Below are 20,312 nucleotides of genomic sequence, written 5' to 3'. Positions count from 1 at the left end.
TAATATTTTCTTACTCGTTTGAATTATATAAATACAGGTGCAGGTAATGAATAAATCAACTATTTTGACCAAGCTGCGTGGTAGTTATTAATCATTGAGTTAATACTGAAATTATCTTCAACCCTTTTTCTACATTCCTTTGAACGATTTAACCATTTTTCATTTTGTAATTCTTTTTCTTTAATAGCGCTAATAATAGCGTCAGCTAATTCATTATAATTTCTAGGGCTTACAACCCAACCCGTCGACTTTACAATAAGCCCTGCATCTCCAACGTTTGTTGTTACACATGGTGTTCCGCAAGCCATAGCCTCAGCTAAAACATTTGGAAACCCCTCACCAAAAGAGGAAGCTAAAACATTTATATCGAGAGCATTCATTATGTGAGGTATATCGGTTCTTTGACCTAAAAAAATAACTTCTTCTGTTAATTTTAAGTTATCAACCTGCTCAAATAAAATCTGATTATTTCTCTCTATTTCTCGCCCTATTAAAACGCATTTAAATTTATAACCAGCTTTTTTTACTAAGCTAAGCGCTTGTAATAAATTGTGATGATCTTTTTGTGGGTTATACCTGCCAATCATACCTAAAAGCAATTTAGATTGCTCAAGGCCAATACTATTACGGAATATACTTGCCCCAGCGTTATTGACTGTAAATAAATCTAAATCGTAGCCATTGCCAATGACTATCGACTTTGAACTATCGTAACCTAACTCCTCGTGGGTAGCTTTAGCCTGTTCCGCACAATAAATAATTTTTTTAGGGACCCATTTAGAAAGTATTGAGCAGGCTTTAGCGACCAGTACGAGCGCTTTTTTAGAGTGTTCTACTTCTATTGTTGAATGTCGCACATTCCAGTAAATTGATTTTGCTCGAGCTAACTTAGCAACTATCCCACCAATTAAATCGGCGTGATACATCCATGTCTGTATTACGTCTGCATTTTGCTGTTTAATTAATTTATACAAGTTAAATAAGCCATTAATAGAAACTCTTCCTGATGGCATATTGAGACAGTAAACACTAATCCCCTCAGCCTCCAATAAGTCAGCGTATTTACCCCTACCAATTAACGAAACCACAACATGTGTATTGTGCTTATCTCCTTTACAGAGCCTGTACAAAACGCCTTCTGCTCCACCATTTTCTAAACCTGTAGAAATATGAATAATTTTTTTCATTACAACCCTGTACCCCAGCCTAACCAAGGTTCTTTAAATCTGAGAATCCACGTTATTAACGTAAACGATATTATTAATCCAAAAAAGCAAAGCCTTCGCCACGAAGTTAAGCCTAAACTTGCTAATAGTACTATTACGACTGAGCTTTCGAAGATTCTCCCTGTCACCTCTATCAAAAAGTAGGTGGATAAATAAAAAGCTATTACACTCATAGCAAAAGCATTCTTTTTAGCGAATGTTCGCCCTTGCAAATAATACAAAGTAAAAACACATAACCATAAAACAAAACCCAAACCGCTGACCGAGCTGGCACTAAATTCATACACGCTTGCTTGCCTCGCCCCAACTGCACCAGCTAAAAAGCCCAGGCCCACCCCTATCGTTAAGCCGAATAAGATAATTGCTATTGTTCTTATGTCACTTGATAACTTTACATCTCTAAGAATGTGAGTAAAAACATATAAAAATAATATAAAAAAGAAACTAGCATGTATTAATGGAGTTAAAGCAAAAAAGAACCATCGCCACGAGCGCGATTGACAAAACCACCCCAGCAGAAATAGGCTGATAGCAAACCCTTGCCTAATATGCACAACATATTTAGTTATCACTTGCGGAAAAAGTAAAATAAAAACGAGAAAAAAGATGTACCTTGGATTTATCTTAAGTATTACGAACGCAGAGCTAAAAGCTGAAAAAAAGATTATTGTCGCTACAACTTGTTCTGGAGTTAAGAAGCGGCTAAATATGAAGTTTAACCCCAGCCACACAGGTTCGTTAAAAAAGCTAGAAATTACGCCGCTAGACCAGTACCTAACAAATATGATTTCTGGATTGCTTGCATATTCGATGTAATTTAGCCTGTCTTTTATAGTCACATCCATTGGTATGTAATTAGACAGCACTAATGCGTATAAAAATGCGAAAGTTAGTACCACTAAACTATAAATTAGCTTGGTGTTTCTATATTTTATTAGCTGTTTATCAATTGAAGTCATTCTACTAACCTAGTTAGATATTCTTTAAGAGTTTTGAATATTTTTTCATAACTTCTGACACTTTATTTTTTTTAGCCGTTTCCATTACCGCTTTAGAATCAAATTGAGTATTTAAACTTTTGTCTAAATAGGATACGAGGCTATCAATACTTTGATACTCTACAAGGTAGCCATTAATTCCTTGGTCTATAATTTCACGTGGACCACTAGGGCAATCGAAAGAAACGACAGGTGTACCTAAGGTAATAGATTCTACAAGTACATTAGGAAAACCTTCGTAAATTGAAGTTAGCAAGGTGACTTTAGCATTTAAATAATAGTCGAGCATGTGAGACTGAAAGCCTTCAAAGTCTATATTCCCACTGATCTTAAGCTGTTTCGCTAAGCTTTTAAGCTCATTTTCGAGACTGCCTTGCCCTACTATTTTTAGCCGTAAATTTGGATAGCTTTTGTTTAATTGTGCAAACGCCTCTAATGCAAAATGGAAGGCCTTTTGTTTTTCCAAGCGCCCTACACACAAAATATAGTCCTGCTTGTTATTGTTTTCTTTATTGTGGTTTTCAGCATACTCTTCAACATGCTTAGCTACGGGATTTAATATTACACTGGTTTTGCCCTTTAATTCAGGAAACGTGGTTAATAAATCCTCTTGCATTGCTTCACACTGATTTATTACGTGATCTGCTTTGCAGAAATAATGTTGAATTAATGGATTAGCGATATATTTACGCCATAGCCCTTTACCTTGACCACTAGATTGAGAAAAAGTATTAATATTACGCGCAATGACTTTTATATTAAGTCTTAAAATACTTTTTAATAGTATAAGTAATACCGCTAGTTCATATTTAAATACTACTAATTTTTCTATTTTTGTTTTACGAATATACTTTAATAGCGGAATAATTGCATACCTTGCATTGGCTGCATTTAACGATATTAAATTTACGTTTTCGTTAACACGCTCTAGGTACGCTGCATTCTTTAAATGTAATACAATTAGGTCAACATCCCAGCCGCTTTGTGCTAATCCGTTTGCGACATTAACGCAAACACCTTCGGCTCCGCCTCCAGCTAAAGAGCTGACAAAAAGTGTTATTTTATTATCTTTCATTTAAATATCTGCATTTGTTTTTCCACATAGATAATAAGTAGAGTCGGTAAATTAATCTGCATGAAAGTTGCGAGTACTTTGTGTTTTTATCCATAGATTTTTTTAGTCTGAGAATAATGCGGTCGACTTCACTATGATTCCATAAAGAACATTTACTTATTTCAGTCGTAATAATATCCCAATTATTATTCACTATAGCTTTAGTGTCATAAGACCAGCCCATCTTACCTATTTCATCAGAGTCGATATTGATTTTCTCTTTTAATAAATCTCTTAAAATAAGCTTATTTTTAAAAGTATGGCGATCAAATAAGTACTCTTCTGGCATGGCTGCAAAATATTCTGCAACCCGCTTAGTTGCAAAAGGGAGTACTATTTGTGCACCTAAGTAATCTGTAAAGTTAAATAATTTACGAATCATTTTTTCGCTAATTACTCGTGTAGAGTAAATATCAGATTTAAAATAAAATAAATCCCAACTCTTTCTCACATTTGACTCTTTCCTCCAGTACGCATAAGTCGATACTGTTTTTGGAAATACTTTTCGGCTATCTTTTAATGAAAATCCAGATTGGCCAAACCATTCAGCTGGTGTTCTAAGTAATGAACTATATTTATTTTCTGAATCTATAAACTTTCTAAAAAAAGAAAGCTTTGAGGTGTAATTACTGACTTTTGTTTTTAAGTTATCTTTAGCCGAAGGTGGGCTGATCATATGGCTGTCGTTGCCATCACCAAAAATTATATTGGCATTAAATAGTTCCGGTAGTTGCTTTGCATATAAAGGATACGCTAGACATAAGTTATCTACGCAAGGGAACGGTGCTTTTGTAAAATACTCTTCAATGTATTTTAAGTGCTCATTATTTAGCTCATCAACTTCGTTTAATACTTGATGTGAAAAACCCAATTTTTTAGCAATACTTTTACTAATTTGGCTTTCATCTAAATTACCCTTTGAGCAATGCGTAACCAATGTAACTTGATCTTGTAGGCCCGCTTCAGCAAGCGCAATAGCAATACTATTACTGTCCTTGCCTGCACTATGAAAGAGAAACGTTTTTTTGTTTTTATTTAATTTGCTTACTGTTTCTTCTGCTAAGAGTTTTACAATATCATCAAGATTAGGTTTTTTATAAGTATCAAAGTCAGCTCTTTTATTGGCCATAAAAGGAAATTCATGGCTGAAATCTATAACAATTTCATTATCTACAGTTTTTACCTCGGCTGTATCACCTATCCCTACAATAAAAACACCTTGGTAAGCTGTCATAGGTGGTGGAATGACACTACTTTGTAGCAAAAAAGAAATACCTTCATCTGATACTTTTAGAGGCTTTGTAACTCTTACATCATCAAACAATTCTGTTACAGAGTTAGAGTAAAGCAGGGTCTTTTTATCTTCAGATAAATATATGTATAGTGGTAACTCACCAGCTAAATCAGACGAAAGCTTTAAACATGGGTTACCTAGGCTGTATTTAGCAATCATTATATGACCCTTTCAAGATCTCTAAATTAAAATCACTTTTCATTTAATGCTCTAAAATCTTCAAATTGCGTCCTTCTTGGATGCTTTTTGTTATATTTCATATTAAACCTGTCAGCTGTTCTTGAGAGTAAATATATAAAGCGATTGTACTTAAAATTGCGTGTAGGCATTTCGATACTTTTTAAACTATCTAGTGACTGTTGACATGATTCATTTGTAAACTGCTCAATGCAATTTACATGTTTAGTTTTTAAATCTAGCCTTAACTTTGTAGGCATATCGATATAGTCGGCAATCATTTTTTCGACAGAGAATAGAGGTAAATCTAGGCCCTTGCGTGTATATTGATGCATGTAAACATCACAAAAGTAGCCATAAGTTTTGGGTTCAACAAAATTTTGGACGCCTACAATAGAGGGGATACCGAGAGCAGCTGCTTGCACTATCGCTGTACCATCCCCAATAAACATATCGCTATTACTAACCACCTCATCAAACTTTGAATAATCCAATGTTCCTTTTAATTTTATAGAGTTAGAAACTTCAAATTTCAGTATTTTTTCTTTTAATTCATCGTATAGCGGGCCATTTCCATAAATATCAAACTCAATATTGTAGCCTTTATTAACTAAATTTTTTATAACTTGAATCATGTAAAAGTTATAGGTTTTAAACTCCACCAATCTACCAATAGCAACCAATTTTAATGGTTTACTTATATCACTAGATAAATGAACATCTTTTTTATCAACCACTCCTAGACTAAATGTATTCGACCTTTTAAATGACTTATTTCTAGTTTTTGCATACAAATCTCTACTCCCAGGGGAGAAAAACAGCAGAGATTGTTCCGGTAGATAATCGAAAATAAATTTTCGATTTATACGTTCATGCAGCGCCACTTTATTACCGCCCCATAAATACTTAATGTAATGGTAAAAGCCCACTGTGATAGGTATTTTTTTATCCATTAACCGGGCAAGCCTTTCGCCAAAGAGTAGCTGCATAGCATCGAAACCGTGAATTTGATCAACGCCTTCCATTATGACTTTTAATTTATTTTTATTTAATGGCGCGATAATTGATAGACGTGAACTTAAAGTCGGCTGGAATACAAAAATATCTTTCGCAAAATATACACTTGCGTATAACTTAGCTTCAGAAAGTAATTCATGATTACTTTGTTTAGGCTCCGATAAAAGTAAGATTGAGGTTTTTAGCCCTAGACGGGCTCTTTCTTTTGCCATACGCACAAAAAAAGTTTCGATTCCGCCAACCGACAATGAACTATAAATAAATAACATTTAATCTCTTCTTTTTAGATATTGCTTAATTGTTTGTAAGCTTGTTTCAATTCTTTGATAAAAAGTAACGCTTACAACAACAAATAAGCCGCCCCAAACAATGTTAAAATATGGCAAATTACCTTGGGTTAACAAACATATACAGGTTGCTACCGTGTACATGGTTAGTGCTATATAAATCTTCAAGCGTGGAAGTGATTGCCATGTTATCGCACTTGCTTCTGTTCTAATCAGGAAAAAAATAAAGAAAGAAATAACAGTTGCTAATGCAGCACCAGCAGCGCCATATATAGGAATTAAAAAATAGTTTAAAATTGCATTCGATAAAAATGCTATTAAAGATGCTAGCATTGCATATGAAGACTTACGCTTAATGCCAATACCGACCCCGGTAGTTTGTGACAACATATAGAATAAAGGCATAGATACACACGCTACTATTAAATATTCAATTGCCTTGTATTCACTAGGTAGAAAATAGGGAACAATAAAAGAGAGTATGCCTACAAGTGACCAAATTAAGCACACTAATAATAATATACTTTCTGTTACTGCTTGAATCTTACTATTGCTAACCCCTTGTTTAACCCATTTATATAAAGTCGGGTGCCATAGATTAGAAAAAACGGTTGAGATTACTGACACCGCTCCCGCTAAAGAAGCAGCTAGCGCATATACACCAAGTTCTTCGAAACCAACCATTCCCCTTAAAAAGAAGCGGTCCATTGTTGTTAACCCCCAGTAAGCCAGTCCCCCTGCAACTAAAGGAAGGCTGAATAACAACGTTTTCTTTAATAAAATGAGATCTGTATGACTTTTTAATGCACTGAACCAAGTTTTCTTTGTTATGAATAAAAAAATTAACAATGAAAATAATATGGCGTAGGTATTCATTTGCATTAAAGTAGTAAAGTTAGCTGATAGACTAAAGCTCATAATTAAGGCTATAAAAAATACGAAAAAGAGTTTAGGTGCGATTTTTGTTGCTGAAAACGCCAAGCCCCTTTCTTCCATTCTCAATAAGTGTGACAAGAAGTTAATCAAGAAGCTTGCAAAAACACCTATTATTAATAAACCAGTTAGTAACTTAGATTCAATTCCGAATAAAAGTGCTGATAATGAGAATGGTGCAACTAAAAAAACTATAGCTGTGAGCGATAATAGCACTAAACCAGGAAGCACGCTTACTCTGAACAAGGCTGCTTTATCTTCCTCTTCATGGTACTCTCTAACATAAGCTTGGTGCATTGCTAAGCTAAAAAAGGATACGGATAGGCTTAACACAACTTGCATCATTGTTAATTTCCCGACATCTTCTACAGAAAAAAACCACGCTACAAATGGAAGTGTAATCAGACCTAAACCTGCAGCTGCTATAGGGCCAATAGCAAAATGCAAGACTTTCTTTAAGTTCAAGCAAAAAACTCCGATACAGCACTAATAACTTGAGCCTGTTCATATGGCGAAATACCATAAAAAATAGGTAAACGAACTAATCTTTCACTCTCTTTTGTGGTGAATACATCACTGCCACTAAATACACTCGCTTGATTTCCCGCCGGCGAGCTATGCAATGGTACATAATGAAAAGCTGAAGAGATGTTACGAGTTTTCAAAAAATCAATAAATTGGTTTCGTATATTAATATTTGCAAGCTTAAGGTAGAACATATGTGCGTTGTGCTCACATTCAGCAGGTATATGAGGTAATTCGACATTATGTTCACTTTTTAGGTCTTTAAATGCTTCATAATATACTTGCCATGACTTCAAACGTGCATGGTTTATTTCATCTGCTCTTTCTAATTGCCCCCATAAGTATGCTGCTTGCAAATCGCTAGGTAAGAAGCTACTGCCTATATCGACCCAAGTATACTTATCTACTGCTCCACGAATAAATTTACTTCTATTCGTTCCTTTTTCCCTTATTATTTCTGCTCTTTCAGCGAATTTGGAGTTATTGATAATTAATAATCCTCCTTCACCGCCACTTGTATAGTTTTTAGTATCATGGAAACTAAATGCTCCAATATCACCTAAAGTCCCAAGCGGCTTACCTTTATAATAAGATCTTACTCCTTGTGCGGCGTCTTCTATTACATAGAGCCCATGCTGTTTTGCCAAGGCTAAAATTGTATCCATTTCACACGCTACACCAGCGTAATGAACAGGTACTATTGCTTTAGTTTTACTTGTTATAGCTGCTTCTATCAAAGACTCATCAATGTTCATAGTATCAGGCCTAATATCGACAAAAACGATCTTAGCGCCCCGTAACAAAAAAGCATTTGCAGTGCTAACAAATGTATAACTTGGCATTATAATTTCGTCACCAGGCTGAGTATCAATTAAAATAGCAGCCATCTCTAAAGCGTGCGTGCATGAAGGAGTCAACAGTGCTTTACTGCATTCTAAATCATCAACAAACCAAGCGTGGCAAAGTTTTGTAAATTTACCATCGCCAGATAGCTTACCTGCTTTCATAGCATCTAGTACGTACTGTTCTTCATTGCCAGTATAGGGAGTCTTGTTAAACTCAATCATTGTTGTGCCTTAAGTATACTTTTTAATTTTTCAATATCTGGTGCTTGGGAAATTATTGAATAGTTCTTTTGTATTTTATCTACAGACCAGTCCCACCACTTTAATTCAAGAAGTATCTCAATAATCTCTTGAGAAAAGCGGTATTTTATTACTCTTGCAGGACTACCTGCAACAATTGCATATGGTGGGACATCTTTAGTTACAACTGCATTTGCACCTATTACAGCACCATCTCCAACTGTAACTCCCCTAGTGATAACTGCCCCTGCCGCAATCCAAACATCACTGCCTATTTTGACCTGACTTTTATAGCGGTCATAAGCTACTGGTTCAGATACCGGGCGTATATCATCTGCAGGATTGTAAAGAAAAGAATGCTGAGTAACACGAGAGTAATCATGGTTTGCCCCACCAATAGATACATTCCACGAAATACTTGTGTAACTACCAATGACTGAATATAGAATCAAAGTGTTGCGCCCAGTGTAACTGTAGGACCCAATTTTGGAACCATCAATATGGTTGTTCCTATCTATTTTAACAGCGGTAAAGAGCTTAGAACTAGCTACTTTAGAAAAGTCTCCTACACTTACGTTTTCACTCAATTGTGACTTAATTACAGTAACACTATTGTAAAGCTTAACACTTTCATGTGTTAAGCTTTCAACTACTCTAGCATGACTGCTCATTTTACAACTAGCTCTATAGAAGATACTAATTCTTTTGCTAATGCTTCGGCTTCAGCACTGGTGTCAGATACAACAATTAAATGCCCTAATCTATCGGGGCCCACCTTAAATGCATTTACTTGATCACCTTCAGTTACATCAAGTTTCAACTCGACTAACATAGGATGGTTTTTGACCCTAGAGGGTATATTTATGCTTTCAACAATACCTTTTTTTTCTGAGAAAATTAATAATGATGCATTAGCCTGCCTAGAAGTTCTTTTTTGAATAGGCAATGAGTTAGCAGTTGCTAGCGCTATTAAGTACTCGTAAATATCAATTCCTTGGTAAAGAGAAATATTCTCTGGTAAACATGTGGCCCCCATCCTAGCGCCTATTTCTAAAATATAAACCTCATTACCACTTACCATTAGATCCACATTAGCAACTGTATTTTGTAAACCAATTGCTTTAACAGCTAATTTTATAACTTCTTCGCACTGAGTAATAACATTGCTCGATAATGTAACTGGTAATGAGTGCCCTATAGGAACACTGATGGGAGGTTGGGTTACTTCATCATTGTGAATAAAAACTTTATCAACCTTATCGCCGCAAATTAGTGCCTGTGCACCAATCTCATAGCCTTCAATAAATTGTTCAACAATAACCTTTGTTGACTGGGAAACTGCTAAGGCCTCATTAAAAGCCGATTCTATCTCGGCTATACTTTCAACCTTTGTAATACCTCTACTACCCGAAGAGTCGATAGCCTTTACCATTACAGGGTAGCCTATAGTGTTGGCTTCATTTTTTGCCTCTGCGATAGTATAAACTTCTTTATAATGAGCTGTTTTAACGTTGTGGCTGATAAAGCATTTTTTCATGAGAGCTTTATCCATACTTCTTTGAGAAGCTAAAAATCCAGTACCAGGCAAATTCAGTTTGTCGACGACATAACCTATTGATGGAACAGCGACATCAGTCCCAGTGGTAAGAATTCCATCAATCCCGTACTTAACGGCAGCTGCTAAAATGGTCTCTTTATCTCTAGTATCTGAATCTACAATATAGTCTGCAATTTCAAGTCCCGGATAGTTTCCTACTGGAGACACTACAATAGCAATATACCCTAACTCCTTAACTTTTTTTATTAGAGGAACTTGATATATCCCTGCACCCAATATCATAATTTTCATAGTTTATTCCAAGTAAACTTTTTACTGCTAAAGTGCTAATAAATACTTTAAAAAGTATATAGCCGAAAGAATGTATTCTTATTATTCAGTTAAAACACTTAAATAATGGCCATAACTATTTTTTTTAAACAATTCGGCACGCTCTTTAATTTGTTCCTTACTTAACCAGCCATTGTTGAAAGCTATTTCTTCTAAACACGCTATTTTGTAACCTTGCCTTTTTTCGATAGTTTCAACGAATTGAGCCGCTTCGAGTAAACTTTCATGTGTTCCTGTATCTAACCATGCAAAACCTCGGCCTAAGCGTTCAACATTTAACTTATTTTGGTTCAAATACATTTCATTTAGGCAAGTGATCTCTAGCTCACCTCGTTGAGAAGGCTCGACCTTTTTAGCCAGTTCAACTACAGTATTATCATAAAAATATAAACCAGTTACAGCAAAGTTAGATTTAGGTTCTAAGGGTTTTTCCTCTATGGAGATTGCTTTTTTGTTTCTGCTAAATTCGACAACTCCAAAGCGCTCGGGATCTTTCACTTGATACCCAAACACCGTAGCACCTAACCCATTCTTTGCATTTTCGACGGCGTTTTTCAATTTAGGTGTAAAGCCTTCCCCATAGAAAATATTATCGCCTAGTACTAAGCAAACATCGTCTTCACCGATGAACTCTTCACCTAAAATAAAAGCCTGTGCAAGTCCATCAGGACTAGGTTGAACTGTATAATTAAGCTCTATGCCAAATTGTGAGCCATCCCCTAATAAGCGCTTAAAAGAGTCTAAATCTTCATCTGTGGTTATGATTAAAATTTCTTTGATACCAGCGAGCATTAACACCGAAAGCGGGTAATAAATCATTGGTTTATCATAAATAGGAAGCAACTGCTTAGACACACCCATGGTAATTGGGTATAGGCGAGTACCTGAACCACCCGCTAAAATTATTCCTTTCATTACATAGCTCCTTTTTATAACTCGCCAAGACGTTCGCGCTGATACGATCCATCTTGAACGTTTTTGCACCATTGCTGATTTGATAAGTACCACTCGATTGTTTTACGTAGCCCTGTTTCAAATGTCTCTACAGGTTCCCAATTAAGTTCTTTACTCATTTTTGATGAGTCAATCGCATAGCGCCTATCATGACCTGGGCGATCAGTTACATAAGTAATTTGATCAGCATATTTAGTTGCTTTAGGGACTAATGTATCTAATATACTGCAAATAGTTTGTACAACTTCGATATTCTGTTTTTCATTGTGGCCACCTATGTTGTAGGTTTCACCAACCACACCTTCGGTGACTACTTTATACAAGGCACGAGCATGGTCTTCTACGTATAACCAATCACGTATTTGGTCGCCTTTACCATAAATAGGCAAGTCTTTACCTTCTAGGGCATTAAGTATAACCAAAGGTATTAGTTTTTCAGGGAAGTGGTAAGGACCATAGTTGTTTGAACAGTTAGTGACAATGGTCGGAAAGCCATACGTACGCAGCCATGCTCGAACTAAATGATCACTCGACGCTTTACTCGCCGAATAAGGGCTACTTGGTGCGTAAGAAGTTCCCTCAGTAAATAATGGAAGTTCACCTTCTTGTTCATCAGGGTGTGGAAGATCGCCATATACCTCATCAGTTGAAATATGGTGAAACCTAAACGATTTTTTATCATCATCATTTAATGTATTCCAGTATTCACGAGCCGCTTCTAATAAATTGTAAGTGCCTACAATATTCGTTTGTATAAATTCGGCTGGCCCTGTGATCGAACGGTCAACATGGCTTTCTGCAGCCAAATGCATTACTGCGTTTGGTTTATGAGAATTGAAAACCCGATCGAGCTCTGCGCGATTGCATATATCAACTTGTTCGAATATGTAACGACTATCATTTTCAACTAATTTTAATGATTCTAAATTCCCAGCATAAGTTAATTTATCGAGATTAATCACTGAGTCTTTAGTATTTTCTACGATATGGCGTATTACAGCTGAGCCTATAAAGCCTGCTCCACCCGTTATAAGTATTTTCACATTAATCCTATGTAGTAATAACCATTTTTACTGAGCTGTTAATAAGCTTTGTTGAAATAAGTAGACTTCACATGCTTCAAAAATGCTAGGGTCTTGTTACTTTGCGTAAAGAAGTTAAGTAAGTTAATTCAATCGAATAATAATTTTATTCGATTAAAACAGTATTACTTTAGTCGCTTATATAGTTAATTGATTAATCAAATTGACTATAAAACAAACAGAAGTAAACTTACTTTAATCTTTAATCCTAATATAGTGCTTGAGAATAACGACCATACAACTAAAAACTATCCCTAATGCGAAGCCTAAAATTACGATTAAGGTACGCTTTGGGCTGTCTCTAACTTCTGGAACAAGTGCTGGATCAATCGTTTTAAAGGCATATTCATCACGAACACTAGCAAACATAATTGTTTTTGCTTGCTCTTCAATTAATTTATAAAGAATAATTCGTATATCAGCAATTTTAGTATCTTCTAATTGCTTAGAAAGAAAGTCAGCACTTTTTTGTGCCTCCACTACGTCCCTATCTTTCATTTCTTTGTTAATATCTTCGACCAGCCAGTTGACCCATTGCTTAGCAATCAAAGGAGATTGGTGAACAATAGATAAAGTTATCATTGCCGTTTCTTTATTCGTTTTTATTGAAATTAAGTCACTAAAAATTTTATAAGCTTCTTGCTCTGATGGTTTCGATGTGAGTGGAGCCTCAACTTCCCTCAGCCATGTTTTTGAATTGCTATCGTAAACTTCTGGATCATAACTGACACCTTTATTTAGCTCCCACGATTTCACTGCCATTAAATCTGGTAAAATATTATGTTTTTCAATAAAACTTGATACGAACTTTCTAGACTTCAAAACTTCAAGAGCTAGCTGTGTTTTGTTAGTGCTTTGCCCACCAATATTTACTCCTGCTAAGCTTGCTAAACCACCGAACTGGCCAGCTAAAGCAGATAGGCCGCCATTGTTTTTTGCCTCCGCAGGTGCTAATAATACTTCTGATCTGTATAAATTTGGCTGTTTTAAAGCAAAGATAATCGAGAACAAAACAAACAGAAATGTTATTGCCGCGATCACCCACTTGCCGCGCCAAATAACAGATAGCAGTTCACCTAGGTCTATTTCATCATCAACAGGTGGGTATCTGTTTTGCTCTAACTCGGAGCTTTGTGTTCTCAAATCTGTTTTCATATAGTTAATCTAGTTCCACTTTTTATTCTATATACATAAAGCAATAATTATTTTTAGCTTACTTTCTTTGCTTAATAAGTAAGTTTATATTTTAAATATTGCTAATCGCAGCAACAGCAACACCTAATTGGTATACTATTTGGGTTGCAGTACTCCATAGAGTAAGCTTATCCATATGGCTTGCATCCATCGGTATTACAATAGTATCGCCAGCTTCTAGCTCAGTAGGATCATTTGCTGCAAACCAACCTCCTCGAGAAGGAATTTTAACTGAACCATTTGCTTTGATTATGTAAATGCTATCCTCATCAGCGCGATCTTTGAGGCCGCCGCTTAAATCGATATATTCATCAACACTTATACCGGCTTTATATAAGTGTGATGTTGAGTAGTTAACTTCACCTATTACACTAATTGAGTCACGTTTACTTGGTACGTATAAAACATCACCGTCTTGCAGGACTAAGTTTTGCTTGTTCTCAACAATTAATGGTAAGTCGATAACTAATCGCCCTACCGCTTCAACGCTTGCTAAATCATTTAATAGCTTATTCATTTCATCATACGAAAGTGAATTACTACTTACTGAGTTTTGGAAGCTTTTTGATGCTATGTCGCGGCGTAGCTCAGTTGATAAACGGGCTAGTTGTTGCTGCTCTTGCTCTTTTATAGACGCACGAGTAAATATTGCTGCTTTTTGCTCTGCAAACTCAGAGAAGCCGCCAGCGCGTTCAAGTAGCTCTGTCAGTGTTTCGCCGCGGCGTATTGTGTAGGTACCAGGGAATCTAAGCTCACCTTTAAGTTCTACTTTTACGTTTTCTTGCCAATTGGGTATAGCGAATACGTTAATACTGTCTTTACTTTGTAGTGTAATATTGCTTTGTGCATCACCACGCATTGCACTTTCAAGGTCTAAACGTAAGTGTTCTATTTTAGAGGCGTCGCTCGCTACAATACGTGTAATTTCGGCTTGTTTTACGTAAGCAGATTCTAGTAAGCCGCCTGCCGCGGTGACCAAATCACGTACTTCACCGCCCACCATTAGCGGGTAAACACCCGGGAATGTAACATTGCCGCTAATTTCTACTAGCTGAATAGCCTGATCGACAGAAGCCTGTTGCTTAAATTTAGCAATAAGTGGCGCGAGTAAATTATGGCGGCTAAATAAAGCATAATCTTCTGGTTTTAATTCAAGTTCAGCTTCTTCTTTAGCTTTGCGTTTTGACATTTCAGCGAGTGTAAGGGCTTTATTTTCTTCAAAAATAAATTCCTCTTCTTCTTGATTTATACCAATATATTTTTCAAACTCTTTTTGCTGGTATGTATGCCATTGCTCAGCTTTTAGCTGCTGTTCTTGCTGCTCTTGGCTTAGGGCCATATTAGCAAGTGCTGATTTTTCAGCTTCTTTTTCTTCAAAGCGGCTGAATACAATAATTTTATCGTTTGCTTTTAACGTTAAGTTATTTTCTGGGTTTTTAATTATGGCTTGTGCTACATCAAACTGATGCGCTTCTATATCACCATTTATATTAATTTCTCGAATTACTAAGCCGTAGCTTAAATCTGCTTGTGGAAGCAGGTCACCACGTACTGATTTTAAAACATCCGAAATACGCTTACCTTGATACCACTGATAATTACCTGGGCGCGCTACAGCACCAATTAGGCTTATAGAATTTTGATATTGTGAGCTTACAGAGTTAAAGTGTACGCGGTCGCCATCTTGCGGAATGTAGTTAATTTGTGGCTTAGTGAAATCTATTGACAGTACTTCTTTGCGATCAAAGTTGAAACGCTCTACCACAACATTTTTAGCATACGCACCTGCTTTTAACCCCCCTGCCATTGAGAGTAATTGATTGGCCGTCTCGCCTTTTTTAAGTTCAAATATTGCTGGGCGTTTAACTAAGCCATCTACAGTAACTTGTGCCCCTACAGGTGGCACAAAAACAACATCACCAGGCTTTAATACTATGTCGTTACTGCTATCACCATTGATTAGTAAATCGTAAAGGTCGAAATTAGAAACTGTTTTACCAGCGCGCTTTACTTGTATGTTGCGCAGTGATGCAATTTCAGACACACCACCACTTACAAACAAAGCATGTGATACGGTTGTTAAAGACGATACGCTGTAACTGCCTGGTTTGTAGGCCTCACCTAATACTAGTATGCGCATACTACGCAGTTGGCCCAGTGATACAAAGGCTTTTACACCGATTACTTCTTGCTCAACCTTTACTTTTATTAGTTCTTTTATTTCGGCAAATGTTAAGCCAGCAACTTCTACAGGGCTTAAGTCGGGAATGCTAATTCGCCCTTCGCGGTCAACCGTTACATCAAAGCTGTCACTCTCTTTTCCGTAAAAGTTAATTTTTAGTTGATCTCCTGGGCCTACTATATAAGTGTCTGGTACGGCTGCATTTTCGCTGGGCATAAACGTAGTAGGTTCACCAGCAAAAAGTTCATAACCATAAGGCTTTAGCTCTTCTGTTTTTGGCTTAAAGCGCTCTTCGTCGGTTAAGTCTTCTTGCTCTTTTTCTTTTCGTTCGCCAATAGTTGACTGCTGCTCATTTGAATTTTCGTCATTTGATTGATTTGCGCCGGTGATTGTAGAAATATCTACACCGTATTGTTTTGCTAGGGCTTCTTGCTGGGCTTTTGGCAACTTTTTAAATTGCTCAATTTGTGAGGCTGTTGGCGTAAATGCCATGGTACTAAAACTACAAAGTAGAATAAAAGCACTAAAAAATTGTGTAAAAACTTTCACGAGTAGGTATATCCCTAGGTCTACAACCAAAATTGGTGGCTATAATACATTAAATCTAAACAAATAAAAAAGGGACTTTCGTCCCTTATGTCACTTAAATGTCATTAAATATGTTTTTTGGTTAAAAACTGTAAACCAACGTTAATGACGTTTCTGTATCTGTGCTTTCTTCGTCATCAGCAACATCTGAGTTGTTGGTCACGTTAAAACCCACTTTCATTTGCAATGACCCATTGATTTTTGTTAGCAATGCAGTTTCTGAGCGCGTTTTGGTGTTTGAGTCACCGTACTCAACCGATACAAGCTGAGTAAAACGTGCGTTGTCTGAAATTTGCCAGTTATAATCAAGCTTACCTAAAGCAATTACTTCACTGTCGCTTTCGCCTGCAAGTAAGTTACCGTCGTCATCAACTTGCGTGCTGTCGTCTGAGTATTCAAAAAACTTGTAACCCGGACCAAACTCTGCATTTAACCACATATCTGGTTGGTCAATTAAACGTAAGCCGTAACCAGCAGAAATTACAGATTCAGTTCTATACGCGCCAAAGTAGTCTGAAACGTGTGAACCATAAATGAATAAATGAGAATTTTTTTCATTTAATTTGTAATTACCTTGCGCAGATGCTGAGTACTTTTCGTTAGTACGCTGCTTGTCTTTGTCACCGTTGTCATCTTCAACTTCATCTTCTTTATAGATGCCGTCGATTTTGTACTCGTTATTCCAGTTCTCTAGGTGATGTAATACCTTTAAACCGCCTTTTAACGTGGTCGTTTCAGTGTTACCACTAGTAACAATAGCACCAAGCTCGCTTGTTACTTCCCACGTTTTTTTCTCTGCGTCTGCTGCGAATGCGTTAGTTGCAGCAGAGGCTGCAACTAAAAGTGTTAAAAGCTTTAATTTCATTAAAAATAACCTATTTAATCCTAAAAATTATACTAATTCGCTTAATTAAGTAATCTATTTTGAGGCTGGAAAAACGTGTTGATAGCCAGGCAAAAAATTCGCTATTTAGTTGTTCTAAATGAGAATTTTTTAACGCAGATAGCGACACGTTTAACCCCGCAAAATGATTAAGTATTATTGCGGATTTGTATTAGTCTTGCTTGTGTAAATGTACATCCATTTGTGGAAATGGGATTGTAATATCTGCATCATCCAGTGCAATTTTAATGTTCTCTAGCAATGCCCAATACGTTGGCCAGTAGTCACCAGAGTTAACCCAAGGACGCACAATAAAGTTTACGCTTGAGTCTGCAAGTTCAGAAACTGCAACAGTATAAGCTGGATCTTTAAGTAAACGAGTCTCTGCGTCAAGTACTGACTGCAATACTTCTTTTGTTTTACGTAAGTCAGCATCGTAGCCTACACCAATAACTAAATCGATACGGCGAGTAGACTCACGCGAGAAGTTAGTAATAGCACCCGACATAATTTGTGAGTTTGGTACGATAATTACTTTGTTATCTGGAGTGCGAAGTTCTGTAGAGAATATTTCGATTTTTTTAACTGTGCCCATTTTACCACCAGCTTCAACAAACTCACCTGATTTAAATGGACGAAGCAATATAATAAGTACACCTGATGCAAAGTTAGACAACGAACCTTGCAGCGCTAAACCAACCGCTAAGCCAGCCGCACCTAAAATAGCAATGAATGATGTGGTTTCAATGCCTATTTGTGAAAGCGCCATTAATATAGTGGCAGCAAATACAATAGCGTAAACTATACTTGATACAAATGAGCCTACCGCTTTATCCACTTTCTTTTTATCGAACGCTTTTTCTGTTAAGCCAGCACAAAACTTTGCAATGCGACTACCAAGTAAAAAGATTACAAGCGCAATAACAGCTTGAATACCGTAGTGTAAAATTAGGCCTGAGTTTTCATTAAGCCAAGTAAGTATTGAATCCATAGTAACTCCAAATAGTTTTTATTAAGCAATTTCCCGCAAATGATTATACATTAATTTACATTTTATTCTCATTAAATAATAAATTATCACTACAAAATATTTTTAATAACGGCGTTATTAAACTACACACTCTTTATGAACCTTTACTGATAGTAAGCAATTTTATGAAATATTTATTTTTTTTGATTTTTTTCAATTTTAGGCTTCACAACATTTATAATATTATGTATTATGCGCGCCACACCAAACGAGGTGTGTTGTGGCGGTTGTAGCTCAGTTGGTAGAGCCCCGGATTGTGATTCCGGTTGTCGCGGGTTCAAGCCCCGTCAATCGCCCCATTTTTTCTCTCCTGTAATACCTCTGTTTTTTCATTAAATTTTATTTATCTTTTTTACTAATTTAAAATCCTTAACTAACCTTGTATTAACACCCTTAATTTTTGTGCAATAATCCATCAAAAAACTTTACATATAAACAAAAAGTGCTACCTTGTTTAAACTTTACAATACTTTGTATTAGAATCTGTTGACCTTTTTATTTTTGCTACGGGATTACTTATCAAGCATGATTAAACACGCTTTTTGTATTTTAACACTGAGTATTTTTACTTTTTTAAGTATAAACGTTAGCGCCGAAAGTAACCCTTCATTTGTAAAACTATTAAGTGACTTGCAATATCTCATTTCAAAAAAACAATATGAAGATGCATATAATAAAAGCAAACTGCACTATGAATATCTTGGTGAGCCAAATTTTGATTATTTACTAGGCATCTCAGCACTCAACTCTGGGGTATCAGCCCCTGCAGTATTTGCCTTTGAGAGGGTTGTGGAGGATAAACCTAATTGGTATGAAGCTCGCTTGTTTTTGATTAGATCTTACATTGCTGCCAATAATTTACCTGCAGCTAACGCTCAAGCGACCTTATTAGTTAACGCTGATACTTCACCAGAGAGTGTAAAAAAAGCGGCTCGCTCTTTATTAGCATCATCCCAGCAAAAGCAACGTTTATCAGAGCGTACATATGATCAGAGCATTGAGCTTGCATATGGTGTAGATGGTAACGTTAATGCAGGTACCTCTGAGGATACAATATTACTCCCTAACTTGGGTGAGTTTTTACTATCACCAGAAAGTAAAAGCACCGACGATAATTATTTAAAGCTAAATTATAAAGGGCGTTACTTTCACCCAATTGATCAGCGAAGCTCTTTTGCTTTAGGTGTAAATACTGATTGGTACAAATTTAATGAGCTATCTGAATATGACCGTATTAATACCAATATATCAGGTCGATACCAACAAAAGTTAAACGATAACACCCTTTGGTTTTTGCAGGCTGGTATTACACCTTTATTGTTAGATGGCGAGCTATACAGAACCGAGACATCATTAACAGGTGGAGCTAGTTATAAATTTGATAAACAATTAAGTGTATTTGGCTCGCTTTCATTTGGCCTTATGAATAATACATTTGATGAGAAGCTAGATAACTCCTTTTACACTCTTAATATAGGCGCAAGCTATCTATCTCAAAAGTGGTATCAAAGCGTCAGCGCTAACTTTAAAAATGAAAGCGCTAACATTGACGAAGGTGAGTTTAACGCAAGAAGCATTAGCGGAATTTATTATCAAGTAAATGCATTACTTAGCCAGCAATGGCAAGTCTCTGTACAAACGGGGTATCAATGGATCGAATACCAAGATGAGCACCCGCTATTTATTCAAGAGCGAAGCGATAACCTATTGATACTTTCTAGCTCGTTACGCTACTTAGTAAATAAAAGTTTAGCGCTGCAATTAGCATTGAATTACCAAGACAAAAGCAGTGATATTTCTTTGTTCGAATACGATCGCTTTGATACCAATTTAAGCGCAAGTTACTCATTCTAAT

General features: G+C 36.3%; 16 protein-coding genes and 1 tRNA gene. 2 read left to right on the top strand and 15 right to left on the bottom strand.

The window, feature by feature from the left end:
* Positions 1-59 precede the first annotated feature (59 nt).
* From QUE46_RS02250 to QUE46_RS02180, 15 genes are all read right to left on the bottom strand, one after another.
* Positions 60-1,187 carry a glycosyltransferase gene (locus QUE46_RS02250; RefSeq protein ID WP_055018658.1) on the bottom strand — a complete coding sequence of 376 codons (1,128 nt, stop codon included), beginning with the start codon at positions 1,185-1,187 and terminating at the stop codon, positions 60-62.
* Complete coding sequence (locus tag QUE46_RS02245) at positions 1,187-2,185, bottom strand: EpsG family protein (RefSeq protein WP_055018659.1); 999 nt, start codon at positions 2,183-2,185, stop codon at positions 1,187-1,189. The genes QUE46_RS02250 and QUE46_RS02245 overlap by 1 nt, the downstream gene beginning before the upstream one ends.
* Positions 2,186-2,198: 13 nt before the next feature.
* A complete protein-coding gene (locus QUE46_RS02240) occupies positions 2,199-3,299 on the bottom strand; it encodes a glycosyltransferase (protein ID WP_055018660.1) in 1,101 nt (366 codons plus the stop codon).
* Positions 3,289-4,791 carry a hypothetical protein gene (locus QUE46_RS02235; protein WP_055018661.1) on the bottom strand — a complete coding sequence of 501 codons (1,503 nt, stop codon included), beginning with the start codon at positions 4,789-4,791 and terminating at the stop codon, positions 3,289-3,291. The genes QUE46_RS02240 and QUE46_RS02235 overlap by 11 nt, the downstream gene beginning before the upstream one ends.
* 32 nt (positions 4,792-4,823) lie before the next feature.
* Positions 4,824-6,095 carry a glycosyltransferase gene (locus QUE46_RS02230; protein ID WP_055018662.1) on the bottom strand — a complete coding sequence of 424 codons (1,272 nt, stop codon included), beginning with the start codon at positions 6,093-6,095 and terminating at the stop codon, positions 4,824-4,826.
* On the bottom strand, positions 6,096-7,511 hold the full coding sequence (locus QUE46_RS02225) for a lipopolysaccharide biosynthesis protein (protein ID WP_055018663.1): 1,416 nt from the start codon (positions 7,509-7,511) through the stop codon (positions 6,096-6,098).
* The gene (gene rffA / locus QUE46_RS02220) at positions 7,508-8,638 is read right to left on the bottom strand and encodes a dTDP-4-amino-4,6-dideoxygalactose transaminase (RefSeq protein WP_055018664.1); all 1,131 of its coding nucleotides are present in this window, start codon (positions 8,636-8,638) and stop codon (positions 7,508-7,510) included. Before rffA ends, QUE46_RS02225 begins: the two co-directional genes overlap by 4 nt.
* The gene (locus tag QUE46_RS20275; RefSeq protein WP_082422772.1) at positions 8,635-9,327 is read right to left on the bottom strand and encodes a CatB-related O-acetyltransferase; all 693 of its coding nucleotides are present in this window, start codon (positions 9,325-9,327) and stop codon (positions 8,635-8,637) included. Before QUE46_RS20275 ends, rffA begins: the two co-directional genes overlap by 4 nt.
* Positions 9,324-10,505 carry an ATP-grasp domain-containing protein gene (locus tag QUE46_RS02210; RefSeq protein WP_055020293.1) on the bottom strand — a complete coding sequence of 394 codons (1,182 nt, stop codon included), beginning with the start codon at positions 10,503-10,505 and terminating at the stop codon, positions 9,324-9,326. Before QUE46_RS02210 ends, QUE46_RS20275 begins: the two co-directional genes overlap by 4 nt.
* An 81-nt stretch (positions 10,506-10,586) precedes the next feature.
* Positions 10,587-11,459: a glucose-1-phosphate thymidylyltransferase RfbA gene (rfbA, locus tag QUE46_RS02205; protein ID WP_055018666.1), complete on the bottom strand. Its 873-nt coding sequence runs from the start codon at positions 11,457-11,459 to the stop codon at positions 10,587-10,589.
* A 14-nt stretch (positions 11,460-11,473) separates the two neighbouring features.
* Complete coding sequence (rfbB, locus tag QUE46_RS02200; protein ID WP_055018667.1) at positions 11,474-12,541, bottom strand: dTDP-glucose 4,6-dehydratase; 1,068 nt, start codon at positions 12,539-12,541, stop codon at positions 11,474-11,476.
* A gap of 234 nt (positions 12,542-12,775) precedes the next feature.
* Positions 12,776-13,735: a Wzz/FepE/Etk N-terminal domain-containing protein gene (locus tag QUE46_RS02195; RefSeq protein ID WP_055018668.1), complete on the bottom strand. Its 960-nt coding sequence runs from the start codon at positions 13,733-13,735 to the stop codon at positions 12,776-12,778.
* A 91-nt stretch (positions 13,736-13,826) separates the two neighbouring features.
* Positions 13,827-16,505, bottom strand: a complete 2,679-nt coding sequence (locus tag QUE46_RS02190) for an SLBB domain-containing protein (RefSeq protein ID WP_286246034.1) — start codon at positions 16,503-16,505, stop codon at positions 13,827-13,829.
* Positions 16,506-16,626: 121 nt separating this feature from the next.
* Complete coding sequence (locus tag QUE46_RS02185; protein WP_286246033.1) at positions 16,627-17,409, bottom strand: YdiY family protein; 783 nt, start codon at positions 17,407-17,409, stop codon at positions 16,627-16,629.
* A 190-nt stretch (positions 17,410-17,599) separates the two neighbouring features.
* Positions 17,600-18,418: a mechanosensitive ion channel family protein gene (locus tag QUE46_RS02180; protein ID WP_286246032.1), complete on the bottom strand. Its 819-nt coding sequence runs from the start codon at positions 18,416-18,418 to the stop codon at positions 17,600-17,602.
* 262 nt (positions 18,419-18,680) lie between these two features.
* On the opposite strand from QUE46_RS02180, the gene QUE46_RS02175 reads away from it, so the two are divergent.
* Together QUE46_RS02175 and QUE46_RS02170 are read left to right on the top strand one after the other, a co-directional pair.
* A tRNA-His gene (locus QUE46_RS02175) sits at positions 18,681-18,756 on the top strand.
* A 226-nt stretch (positions 18,757-18,982) separates the two neighbouring features.
* Positions 18,983-20,311, top strand: a complete 1,329-nt coding sequence (locus QUE46_RS02170; RefSeq protein WP_286246031.1) for a hypothetical protein — start codon at positions 18,983-18,985, stop codon at positions 20,309-20,311.
* Position 20,312: the final 1 nt, after the last annotated feature.

Origin of the sequence: Pseudoalteromonas sp. MM1, from assembly GCF_030296835.1 — a bacterium.
In the GTDB taxonomy this organism is placed as follows: domain Bacteria; phylum Pseudomonadota; class Gammaproteobacteria; order Enterobacterales; family Alteromonadaceae; genus Pseudoalteromonas.
This window is presented reverse-complemented; position numbering and strand designations above follow the sequence as displayed.